The following is a 12,833-nucleotide window of genomic DNA, read 5'->3' on the forward strand; positions in this document are numbered from 1 at the left end:
ATGCTAGATCTTTGCTTACGCTATATCGCAAAACCCTTGCTTATCTCAAGCTTGCTACTGTCGTCTGGTTTGGCAGTGGCAAGTGGCTTGCAGGTTTCTCCCATCTCCTTAAGCTTACAAGCTCGCGAGAGTGCCAGTGGTTTGACGCTGAGTAATTCTGGTAACGATAAGGTGCGTGCGCAAGTGCGCGTGTATCAGTGGTTGCAGGATGACACAGGCGATCAGCTGACGCCATCGCGAGGGCTATTAGCCAGTCCGCCCATGATTGAGATCAATCCGGGTGAGAAACAGCTGATTCGGATCATTCGGGCAAAGGCACCACCGCAAGGTACGGGCGCCGTAGAGGATGCTTATCGTGTCTTGGTTAATGAGTTACCAATCAAGTCTGATAACCAAACGACAGGGTTACAGTTTGCCCTAAGCTACTCTCTTCCCGTCTTTGTACAACCAGTTGGCGTTACTAAGACCAGCCCGCAACTGCAATGGAGTACCCATTTGCAACCGGATGGCAAAGAAATAAAACTTCGTGTCAGTAACCGTGGCAATGGTCATGCGCAGTTGGCTGGTCTAAGCTTTGTGAACACGGCAGGCAAAAGTACAGCGATTAATTCAGGGCTGCTGGGGTATGTATTACCTGGTGCCACTATGAATTGGACGCTGAATGTACCGTCCTCTGTCCTGACATCGGGTGGTAAATTCAAGGTTATGATGAATGGTACTCAGACGACACCAGACGTCACGATGGATACGTCAATTCGCTAAAGCAGTTGTTCTACAATGCGTGGCGGTATCTGCCAGCCACGCTGTAGAATTGAATGAGATTGCTTCTACAGATATTGACGACAACGAACTCTCCCAACTCAACTTAGACAGCTACAGCCCTGATGATGAGGCTGGACTAGACCTGTATCTAGATGTCACGCTAAATGGCGCCAGTTCAGGATTGACGCATTTTTACTACCGTGAAGATGAGCTGTGGGCAAGCACCCAAATTTTGCAAAAGCTTGGCTTTATCCTCCCTTCTGATGCCACCGATGCCATAGCACTAAACAGCCTACCTGACCTTAAAATCGATTATAATGCTAGCCGGCAAACACTCAACCTTGTCGCACCTTTAGCCATGCTCAATTTGGACACCACCGTCCGTAGCACGCGTACCAATAAGCGTCCAAAGCCCACCGCATCGCCCGGCATCTTGCTCAATTATAATATCTATGGTACTCAAACTGAAAATAACGCCAAAAACCTTAGCGCTTATACAGAGCTACGTGCATTTAATGAGCTCGGCGTGCTTAGCTCTACTGCCTTAACCACTGCCAATCACTCAGCTAATAATGACAATAATCGTCGAGATTGGGACAGCCGTACTGTACGTTTAGATACCAGTTGGAGTCGATCATTTCCTGACAAACTTCTGACGGTGCGTGCAGGCGATATTCTTACAGGCGCGCTCTCATGGACACGATCCACGCGTTTGGGCGGTCTACAAATTGGCACCAATTTTGATCTCCAACCCTATCGATCAACCACGCCATTGCCTTTGTTTTTTGGCGACGCTACGTTACCATCAGCGGTAGAGCTCTACGTCAATGGTCTCAAACAATATAGTGGCGAGGTACCTGCTGGCCCGTTCGAGCTTAATACAGCACCTAGTTTCAGCGGTGCGGGCACCGCGCAGCTGGTCGTGACCGATGCATTGGGACAAAGCTCCACCCTTAATTTTTCTTTATACGATGTCCATCGTTTACTACAACCCGGACTCGCTGATTGGTCAGCCGAGCTTGGGGTTGTGCGTGAAAACTACGGTTTCGACTCTTTCGATTACGGTAGCGATATAGCCGCCAGTGGTACGTGGCGTTATGGCGTGAACGACCACTTTACTGCAGAAACGCATGCTGAGGTCACAAGCGGCCTTAGTAACGCGGGTATTGGGGGTACGTGGCTACTTGGCCGCGCAGGTGGGATATTATTTGTTTCATTAGCAAGCAGTGAAGGTCGGGAGCAAAGCGGCACGCAGTATAGTGCAAACTACTCATGGAACAACAATCGTTTCAATATTGGTATAGGTGCGACGGGCACTAACGGTGATTACCGTGATGTGGGCACGCAATATGGTTTGGCCCCTGCTCGCCGCAGTGAGCAGGTCTCAACGGGCTATAGCACACAGTCTTTGGGCCGTTTTGGCATCAGTTACAATCAAGTGGCACAAGCGCAGTTTGGAACCACCCAATTCGCTAGCACTTACTGGTCTAAATCTTTTGGCCGCAGATTAAGCGTGAACGCCAACTACAATCATGACATTAATGATTCTGATAACGACAGCGCCTTTGTGAGCGCTTCCTTCTCACTGGATCGCAATATCTCTCTGAGCAGCAGTTTACAGCATGCCAATAACAACACCCTTGTTGCAGCTGAGGCGTCAAGATCCGCACCAAGTTCAGGCGGCTTTGGCTGGCGGGCACAAGCACGGCAAAACTTAGATGAGGATAGCGCGAGCAGAAGAAGCGGTACAGACGGGCTTGCTGAGATAAATTACCTTGGGCGCTATGGTCAAGCACAAGCAGGTATTAGCAGTAACGGTGGCAGTCACGCCAGCTACGTCAGTGCGACAGGAGCGCTGGTAAGCATGGGAGGCGGGCTTTTTGCTGCTCGTCAAATCAATAGTGGTTTTGCCGTTGTATCTACAGGCGGTATCGCTGATGTGCCCGTCTTATTACAAAACAGCCCTATTGGTACGACCAATAGCCGCGGACTATTATTGGTTTCACCGCTAAACGCTTATCAAGATAATAAAATCGGTATTGATCCACTAGAGTTGCCAGCTGATCTGCGTATTGATAAGGTCAGTATTGACGCCACCCCCACTGATCGTGCGGGTGTCCTTGTGGCTTTTGGCATCACACCAGTGCGTTCTGCCTCTGTTATCCTAGTAGACAGGAATAACCAACCGTTGCCCCTTGGCAGTCAAGTACGATTAATCACCAACACAGAAGCACCCCCGACCGTCGTTGGTTTTGATGGTGAGGTATATCTAGATACGCTCGATGAACACAATGTTATTGAAGTAACGACCCCTGCTGCTGACGTTTGCACGGTTCGTTTTGACTATACCAAGCAGGGTGATGAGATTCCGCTCATTGGTCCTTTTATCTGTCAACAGGAACAACCATGATGAAATTACTGCAATGGCGTTACAGCTTATTATGGTTGCTCGTCACGTTGTGGTTATCTATTGCTAGTGCGCAAGCTGAAATTACTTGCTCAGCAAGCATGAATACCAATACGGTGAACATCAGCAACACTATTACGCCTTTTAACGCTGATAATGCGAGCATTACAGGCACATTAACCTATAGCTGCACGAATAATGAGCCATCGAATAGATATGCATCGGTCTGCCTTGGCGTCGGTAATAATGACAACAGCACTTCGCTGAACCCGCGCTATATGACTGGACCCAATGACGCTAAACTGGCATTCACCATGACATTGCCGAATGGCGCACTTTGGGGAAATAGCCGTGACGCTATATACCAACCGCCACCTTTCCTTATTCCTCCCGATACAACGGTTACAGACAGTGTGGTGATTAAATTCTCTTTACTAGCAGGCTTTGGTAATACTCTTGCTACCCAAGGGGTCTATAGTAGTGATTTTAGTGGTAATCACACGACACTAGCCTACCAATCCAATGTCGAATCAACGCCGTTTGGCTGCGAAACCGGCTCTTATCAACAAAGCCAGTTTCCCTTTAAAGTACAAGCGACTGTTGTCAATGATTGTAAAATCAATACCACCTCTGACATCCTTCTGGGCAGTCGTCCAGCAAGTGCAACCAACTTTACAGGTAGCAATAATAAAGCGATTGATATGACCTGTACCAATGATGCGCCTTATAATATTGGATTAGCGCCCTCTAATGGCGATATCAATGGTCAAGGCGTTATGACCGACACACAAAGTAAAACTTATAAGCTCCCTTACCAATTGCTCTCAAACCCAGCGGGTACGATATGGGGCAATAATGGTAACACCTATGACACCTTAACCAATGGCGTCATTGGTAGAGGTAGTGGCAACCCCCAAACTCATACTGTCTACGTGACCGTCCCGAACGCGGATGTCAAACCAGCCAGCTATTCTGACACGGTAACCATTAACGTTAATTATTAATGTGTTTACTGGCTTTATTGGGATGCTCGCTGGCAAGATGGTATGTCAACACTCATAGATAAAAGCAAAAGGTCGAGACCTAGGATTAAGTCTCGACCTTTTTATATGCTTTATGCCTCAATAAACATAAACGATTTTTACCATTACTGCTTGGCCGCTTCAATCTGAATGGTTAAATCCACCTTTTCTGTGATACCTAACAAAGTATACTTACTAATGCCCCACTTCGTCCGATCAATGGTCGTCGTAAAGTCACCACCACACACTGATTTTTTCAATACGTAGCTCAAATAGCAGTTGAATTTTGTGGCCGTTAACGTGACTGGATTGGTCTGTCCGTGTAGCGTGAGCATACCGTCTACTTTGGTCACTTCTGAGCGATTGTTAGCCGTTTGAAAATACCATTTGGTGGATTCGAAACGCGCCAATGGAAACTTTTCGATATCAAAAAAATCTGCGCTCTTAAGCGCTATGTCAAAGGCTTTGTCACCTGTCATTAAGCTATTTAAAGGAATGATAAGCGAGATATTGCCTATCTTGGCCGCCCGATCATATTCGAGCTGACCCGTTAAATTATAAAAGCCGCCCGTATTGGTAGACGTCTTAAAATGATCGATCGCGAAGCGGACATTGGTATGAGTGGGATCTACATGATAGGTAGCAGCATGTCCAGCAGCGATAGCCAACGTACTCACCAGTAAACCTGCCATGGGCTTACCATAGCAGAATAATGGTTTTAAAAATGACAGTAGGCGCATGACAACTTTCCTTTGATAAATGACCCTTTGATAAATGGCCCTTTGATAAATGACCTGTGATACACGACCTTGATGGTGGTATTTTCTCAGTCAATCACATCCTTGTGCGGGTAATCCATTGCTTTACCACAGCGCTAAATCTATACGTTCCCTTTATTTGTCAATGGCGGCGCTTTTTTTCTTGCTGGGCGTGAGCCATTTGGCAAACCAACCTGACAGATCGTCCATCAAAGTATAAACAACAGGAATCACCACCAAGCTCAATAATGTCGATGTCACAAGACCACCAAGCACAGCCGCTGCCATCGGACGCCGAAACGTCGGATCGGCATCACCCCACCCAAATACCAAGGGCAACATCCCAGCGCCCATCGCAATGGTGGTCATGATAATAGGACGCGCGCGCTTACGACAGGCATCCACAATCGCCTCAAAACGTGCCAAGCCGCGACGCTGGGCAATCAAGGCATAATCGACCAATAAGATAGAGTTCTTGGTAGCAATACCCATTAGCATGATAAAACCAATCATGGATGGCATAGAAAGACTGCTATTGGTAATCACCAAGCCCACAAACGCGCCGCCAATGGACAGTGGTAATGCCATCAAGATGGTAAACGGTTGTAATATCCGCCCAAACAATAAAATAAGGACACCCAAAATACAGACGACCCCAACCGACATGGCAATCACAAAACCATTAAATAGCTCAGCCATGTTCTCAGCTTGGCCTTGATCAATAATCGTAATCGAAGGCGGTAGTTTTTGCATGGTAGGAACGGCCTTGACCGCTTGCACCAAATCTCCAAGCTCACCATTCGCGGGCTGCACTGTAATGCTAATCGCACGCTCGCGATCAAGACGGCTGATTTGTGAAGGGCCAGTACCAAAGTCTAGTGACGCAACCTCGCCCACACGCACGCCTTGTCCTGCTGGTAAGGAGCTTGGCACATACAAGCCTTCTAATTGACTAACATTTTGCTTAGCGATATCAGGCAGACGAACCACAATAGGAATTTGACGTGTGTCTAGATTAAGTTTGGACAAACGCTGCTCATAGTCACCCACCGTTGCCACACGTAGCGTCGTCGCAATAGATTGTGTGGTGACGCCTTTATCCGCCATTGCTAATCTGTCTGGTGTGACTGTGAGCTCTTGGCGTGGCAGGCTGAGATCACTGGTCACCGCACCCGCACTAGGCAAACCTCGAATCTCTGACATGATCTGCTGCGCGGTCTGCTCAAGCAACTGTGGATTGGTACTGGTCATAGAGAAGTTATAACCGCTCTCACCGCCGCTCGATAAGCCAACCGTAAAGCGAGCACCCGGTACTTCTGCCAGCACGTTATTGATTTTTCGTTCAATGTCTTGTTTAGAGATACGCTCTGCCCTTGGCGCAAGCACGATATCTAAACCCGCGATATTTTCTGATTTACCACCTCCGGAGGTTGAGCCCATGGCCTCTTGAGCCTCGCCGACTGAGGTGAAAATATTGGTCACCTCAGGCATCGCCAAAATACGCTCGCTTGCCATTGCTGCGACCCGCTCAGTGTCTGCCAATGCCACATCAGGCGTCAGCTCAATTGCCACTCGAGTTTGATCGATATCATTATCAGGAATAAACGAGGTTGGCAGTAACTTCACCAAGGTTAATGAGGCGACAAATAACAGTAACGTTGCGCCCATCGTCAGCCAGCGATGATGCAGCGTCCACGTGACGATTTTGAGATACCAACGCATCGACGCACTTTGTTTTTTGACCTGTTTTTTCTCGGGTCGCAGTATGTAGGCCGCCATCATTGGAGTGATAAGACGCGCAACCATCAATGACACAAAAATCGATAAGGCCGCCGTCCAACCAAACTGACGAAAGAACTGTCCGACAATACCGCCCATAAAGGCCGTGGGCAAAAACACCGCAATCAGTGTAAAAGTGGTGGCGACCACCGCCAAGCCAATCTCATCTGCCGCCTCCATCGCGGCTTCATAAGGCGTCTTACCCATGCGCAGGTGGCGAATAATGTTTTCAACCTCAACGATCGCATCATCGACCAGCACACCGATTACCAAGGATAGCGCCAATAGTGAGATGATATTGAGACTAAAGTCAAACAGATACATACCCAAAAAAGTTGGAATCACAGACAGTGGCAGGGCAACGGCGGCCACAATGGTCGCGCGAATATTACGCAAGAATAAGAAAACCACCACGACTGCCAGCAGTCCGCCTTCAATCAACATGCGTAATGACGCTTGGTAATCCTCTGCAATAGGGGTGGCACGGTCATAGACTTTGTCGATACTGATATTGCCCACGTCTGTCGTTAGCTTTGCCAGCTCTGCGTCGACCAGCGCCATCACCTCTACCTCACTGGCGCCTCGTGATCGCGTGATGTTAAATGCTACTACCGTCTTGCCATCCAGCTTGGCAATGGAATTTGGATCAGAGGCACCATCTGTGATTTGCGCCATGCGTCCAAGCGCTTGTGTACCGCCAGTAGGAACAGCCACTTGTAAATCATTGAGCTCATTGGCACGTTCAACTGCGCCAAGCACACGAATGGTCTGCGTATTGTTTCCAACTTCTGCTTCACCGCCTGAGCTGTCCTGTTGAATGCCCGCTATTTGATCCGACAACTGCGCAATCGCAAACTTTAAGCCGCTTAAGGCAATGGGATCAGCCGCGACAGTGATCTCACGTTGTAGGCCGCCAATACGGCTGACCGTACTGACACCAGGGATGTCTGAGAGACGTTTGGTAACGGTATCATCGACAAACCAAGACAAGTCCTCGACACTCATATTTTCAGCAGCGACCGAGTAAGTCACCACAGGGAACCCGGCGGTTGAAACTTTAGTGATGATAGGGTCATTAGCAGCGGCGGGCAGATCGCCACGCACTTCGCCGACCGCTGATCTCACATCATCGACCGCTTCTTGAATGTCTTTTTCTAACACAAACTCAGTGGCCATGGTGGCCGCGCCAGTTTGTAGCGTCGTACGGATATGTTTGATGCCTTCAATACTGGTGAGCTTGTTTTCTATCTTTTTGGCAATGTCGCTTTCAAGCTGGGCAGGTGCAGCACCCGGCAAGGTCACAGTAACCACGACAGCGGGCAGGTCGATATCGGGAAACTGCTGTACTTTCATTTTCATAAAGCCGTAAATACCGCCGAGCGTCAGCAGTACAAACAACAAAATAGCAACCAGCGGATTTCTAATCGAGTAAGCGGAGACATTTAAACTCATGAGCGCGCCTGCGAGGCTGTGCCAGTGGATGCGCTATCTGATGTCCCGTTCTTAGAAGCAGACGCTTGATTGGCTATTGGGGTCGTGCGATTGACGATGCGCACCAAATCTCCATCGTTTAAAAAGCTACCGCCTTGCTTCACAATTTGACTGTCGCTTGGCAATGGCTCTGTGACCGCGACGTTCTCGCCCAATCGCTCACCGAGCGTCACCCGTTGCTGCTGAATACGGCCAACGCTTATGCCATTCTGTTGGGTGATATTAGTGACCAGCATCACATAATCGTAGCCATCGTTGCTGACAATCGCACTATTGGGGAGCGTTTGTGTACTGGCGCTGCCCAAGAGAAACTCGCCTGTTTGGTACATGCCGGCACGCACTTTTGGGTTGGCAGCCAAGCTTGCATAGATGGTAATCTGACGGTTGTCATCTGCGGTTGGCGCGATGCGGTTTACCTGTCCTGCGACCGAGTCACCATCTGGCAAGCTGACGCGGACGGGTGTACCGATAGTAATGTCACTGACCAGCTTAGGATCGATCTCAGCACGCCATTCCAACACGCCGCCTTTGATGATCGTAAACAGCGGGTCGCCGCCTGCGACCATACCGACTTCCACCATCTTTTCACTAATGACCCCGCTGACTGGGGCAAGCACGTTGGCATTTTTTAGCGTCAAACGCTGATTGCTTAAACGTGCTTTTGAGGCTTGTAATGCCGCTCTTGCTTTGACTTCTGAGGTACGATAGCGGTCTGCTTCTTGTTTACTAATAGCATCGATATCTATCAATGGTAGGACGCGCGCAGCATCCGCACTGGCATTGACCAATGTCGCTTCGGCTTCTGCCACATCGGCTTCTGCTTGCAAGACTTGTTGTTCCATGGCATCGGTGTCAAATACTGCCAATACTTGGCCTGCTTTGACGCGATCTCCTTCCTCTACCAATATCTGCTCAATGGCAACGCCCGTTACTTTAGCACTGACATTCGCTGTGTCTTTGGCATTGATCGTCCCATCAGCGCTCAAACTGGCGCCAATGTCCTCTTGGTTTGGCATGACCGTTTCGACAGATAACACAGCAGGTTCAGCACTAGCCTCACCCGTCTTGCTCCCATCGCTCAGAGCGCTGTCAGAGGTCGACGACGCTCCTATCGCGGTCTCATCATTGCCGCCCCAATATTTTCCAAGCAATACGCCAATGACAAGCACCGCTGCTAATACGGGCCACAACCATAATGGCAGCTTTGGCGCAGGTTTGCCTACCGAGTCAGACTGACGATACGGTGGTAGCTCAGCGTCGGTTGGTGACTTAGGCTTGGTTTCTTTAAGATCGCTCATGATCACTCTCTATAAGTACAGGCAATGATAAAACTAAAAGGTTCGATAGTTGAATGTTCAAAACTAGCGTTAAGTAAGTCGCAGTAATCTTATAATCAGCAAATATTTAAAAATCATAGGTCATAGGCAAGGTGCTAATGGGTAACCTATTAAAGCGCGATTTTGCGCGGTTTTGGAATAAAACTCATTGACTATAAAAGCTCACCGTAAAAGGTCGCCATGCGCTCTAACCTACTGTTTATTATACAATAGTCTATAAAGCTATTGAGAATAGCACATCGCCCGTCATCATTTTATATTTATATCTCGTGTTTGAGGTTTCAAGACTTGGCAGTCACTCACGATATTTTTCTACAGAAGATGGCTGAAAACGGATGACGGTTCAAATAGACAGGACAGAACCCCAACCATTGGATCAAGTGATTACAGAAACGGCAGTATTAAAACAAGGTTCGAACTGTTGATAGCGCTTTTAGCACCGCTATTTATATCAAGCGTATCACGCACTTATATCACGCGTTGGTATAGCGGCTTGCTTCCGGCATCCAGCGATGAATCAGCTGCGTCACATCTGCTTTGCGCGTCTGGTCGGTGATCAAGTGCTTGGACAAGCGCTGGGCAATCGCAAACAATTGCTCATCACGAATGAGGTCGGCCAAATAATAACCAACGTTGCCCGTTTGGCGTTTACCCAAAAGCTCGCCTGGTCCACGCAGCTCCAAGTCTTTTTGCGCGATAACAAAGCCATCGGTACTATCGCGTAGGACGTTTAAACGCTCGGTTCCTGTCTCCGACAAAGGTTTTTGATACAGCAGGACACAAAAACTTTTGGTTGAGCCGCGCCCTACGCGCCCGCGCAATTGATGCAATTGCGACAGACCCAAACGCTCCGCATTTTCGATGACCATCAATGACGCATTGGGTACATCAACCCCCACTTCGATGACCGTAGTGGCAATCAATAAATCCAAATTGCCCGCTTTAAACGCTTGCATGATGGCTTGTTTTTCAGCGGATTTCATTTTGCCGTGTACTAATCCAATACGAATATCCAAGCGCTCGTTTAAATCCTCATACGTCGCTTCTGCTGCCTGCGCATCTAATACGCTAGACTCTTCTACCAGTGAGCATACCCAATACGCTTGCCTGCCCGCTTCACAATTAATGGCAATGCGTTCAATCACTTCATCACGGCGATTGCGATCAATAGTGACTGTCGTAATCGGCGTCCGTCCAGGTGGTAATTCATCGATAATGGAGGTGTCCATATCGCCGTAGACGCTCATTGCCAGCGTACGGGGGATTGGGGTAGCGGTCATAATTAACTGATGCGGCGTACTGTTGGCCACGCCTTTATTGGTCAATGCCATGCGCTGCTCAACGCCAAACCGATGCTGCTCATCGATAATAACCAGTCCCAATTTGGCAAACTGCACCTGCTCTTGGAACAAAGCATGCGTACCAACGACGATCTGTACCGTATTTTCCGCCACTGCTTCCAATGCTTCTCGGCGCTGCTTGGCCGTTTGCTTGCCTGCCAGCCAACCAACATTGATTCCTAAGGGTTCAAACCAGTTTTTGAAGTTAAGCAAATGCTGCTCTGCCAAAATCTCTGTCGGTGCCATTACCGCCACCTGCCAACCGCTATCAAGGGCGTAACCTGCCGCTCCTGCTGCAACCAAGGTTTTGCCAGCGCCCACATCCCCTTGCACCAATCGCAGCATAGGAATTGAGGTTGCCATATCTGCTGTGATATCTCTCATTACCCTTTTTTGAGCACCCGTTAAATCAAAGGGCAACGCGGCAAATAGCTTATCTGCCAGTGAACTGTCGATGACGCACTTAGGCGCTTTATGTTGATGCAGCTGCTGGCGACGATACAATAAACTGAGCTGATGCGCCGTCAACTCTTCGATAATCAAACGCTGGCAAGCCGCATGCGTACGCGCGCTTAATTGGTTTAACAGTTTATGCTGCTGGTGAGCGTCGGTATAGGTGGGCGGTGTGTGCAGCAATACCAATGCTTCAAATATCGTCAAATTATAGACATTACTACTGGCCTTTTGCGTAGCTGCCAGTGCGTCATTATCATTGGCATCATACGTCGTTGGCTTGATTTGGTTGACATGGTTATCCGGTACACTACGCGCCAGTGTAGAAAATATGTCTTCTGCATACCCCTCTTGTACGACCGGTTTTGCTGGCTCAAAAGGCACCAAGGGCAAATCATCAACCACCGCAAAGTCAGCTGTGGTCAACAGCGTCATTGGCAAACCTTGGCTACGAACCGTCTGCAACGCAAGCTTAATCAAGGTGCGTAGCTTATTTTGATGCAGGCCTTTGACACTAGGATAAATAGGCTGAAGACCCGTATTGGTCACTGCTGCGTTGTTCGTTATGATTTGGTACTCAGGATGGTGTATCTGTTTGCCATAACGACTGACTTTTACTTCGCCGAATAACTGTAACCGCGTCCCCAAACTCATGGTGTCGGCAAGACCGCGATAGACTTTAAAAAACCGCAACGATATCGTGCCAGTGTCATCATCGATCACAACCGTCATACCGCTGCGCTTGGTATCGACATGAACCACCCGTCCAGTGATTAAGGCAGATTGTCCGTGACCCACCTCTGCAATGGACAACGAGCGACTGCGATCCTCATAATCACGCGGCAGATGTAGCAGCAAATCAAACACACGTTTGATGTTCAATTGCGCCAATTGCTCAGCGACTTTTGAGCCAACGCCCGCCAGCGCCGTCACTGGCATATCGAGCGCCGAGACGGGTTGATCAGACCTAGCATAGTCTGATGCATGAACGGGCGAGTGACTAACGGATGTCGACATCAAAAATCCTAAAAAGATAGTGTTTAAATTTTAAGTGGTTAGTTTTTAAGTGGTTAGTTTTTAAGTGGTTAGTTTTTAAGTGGTTAGTTTTTAAGTGGTTAGTTTTTAAGTAATTAGTTTTTAAGTAATTAGTTTTTTTCTTCGAAAACCTGCAACGTATTATCAGAATTATCATCAAAGCACTATAGAATATAACGCCCTATCAAATATTAAGCCATTGTAAGTATAACTGACAAGCCACACTCATTCTCAAAACTAAAATATTCCAGAACATAAGCGCTCAAGCATATAAGTGCCCAAAAATAAAAAGGTCATTCCTGCATTCATTGAGTCAAACGGATTTGACGTGGTTAATGATATTTTTTGAGTCATGATATTTCTTGAATTTGCTATTGCGTCTACTCAGCGATTTATTGATACTGCTTGATAAAGATTTAAAGATAAATCAATCAGTTATATCATACCAA

7 protein-coding genes are annotated in these 12,833 nt (G+C 48.1%); 3 read left to right on the plus strand and 4 right to left on the minus strand.

What is annotated here, in order from left to right:
- The 3 genes from AAJP47_RS11925 to AAJP47_RS11935 are packed head-to-tail and all read left to right on the plus strand — an operon-like array spanning window position 1 to window position 4,173.
- Window positions 1–762: a fimbrial biogenesis chaperone gene (locus AAJP47_RS11925; protein WP_346718163.1), complete on the plus strand. Its 762-nt coding sequence runs from the start codon at window positions 1–3 to the stop codon at window positions 760–762.
- A complete protein-coding gene (locus AAJP47_RS11930; protein ID WP_346718138.1) occupies window positions 713–3,172 on the plus strand; it encodes a fimbria/pilus outer membrane usher protein in 2,460 nt (819 codons plus the stop codon). The genes AAJP47_RS11925 and AAJP47_RS11930 overlap by 50 nt, the downstream gene beginning before the upstream one ends.
- Entirely contained in the window at window positions 3,169–4,173 is a 1,005-nt protein-coding gene (locus AAJP47_RS11935) for a Csu type fimbrial protein (RefSeq protein WP_346718139.1), read from the plus strand. Before AAJP47_RS11930 ends, AAJP47_RS11935 begins: the two co-directional genes overlap by 4 nt.
- 143 nt (window positions 4,174–4,316) lie before the next feature.
- On the opposite strand, the gene AAJP47_RS11940 is transcribed toward AAJP47_RS11935, so the two are convergent.
- The 4 genes from AAJP47_RS11940 to recG all read right to left on the minus strand — a co-directional run bounded on the left by AAJP47_RS11940 (window position 4,317) and on the right by recG (window position 12,366).
- Window positions 4,317–4,931 carry a YceI family protein gene (locus tag AAJP47_RS11940; protein ID WP_346718140.1) on the minus strand — a complete coding sequence of 205 codons (615 nt, stop codon included), beginning with the start codon at window positions 4,929–4,931 and terminating at the stop codon, window positions 4,317–4,319.
- Window positions 4,932–5,084: 153 nt separating this feature from the next.
- On the minus strand, window positions 5,085–8,180 hold the full coding sequence (locus AAJP47_RS11945; RefSeq protein ID WP_346718141.1) for an efflux RND transporter permease subunit: 3,096 nt from the start codon (window positions 8,178–8,180) through the stop codon (window positions 5,085–5,087).
- Complete coding sequence (locus AAJP47_RS11950; RefSeq protein ID WP_346718142.1) at window positions 8,177–9,517, minus strand: efflux RND transporter periplasmic adaptor subunit; 1,341 nt, start codon at window positions 9,515–9,517, stop codon at window positions 8,177–8,179. Before AAJP47_RS11950 ends, AAJP47_RS11945 begins: the two co-directional genes overlap by 4 nt.
- Before the next feature lie 512 nt (window positions 9,518–10,029).
- Entirely contained in the window at window positions 10,030–12,366 is a 2,337-nt protein-coding gene (gene recG / locus AAJP47_RS11955) for an ATP-dependent DNA helicase RecG (protein ID WP_346718143.1), read from the minus strand.
- Window positions 12,367–12,833 lie beyond the last annotated feature (467 nt).

It is taken from the genome of Psychrobacter halotolerans (genome assembly GCF_039680845.1).
GTDB lineage: Bacteria > Pseudomonadota > Gammaproteobacteria > Pseudomonadales > Moraxellaceae > Psychrobacter.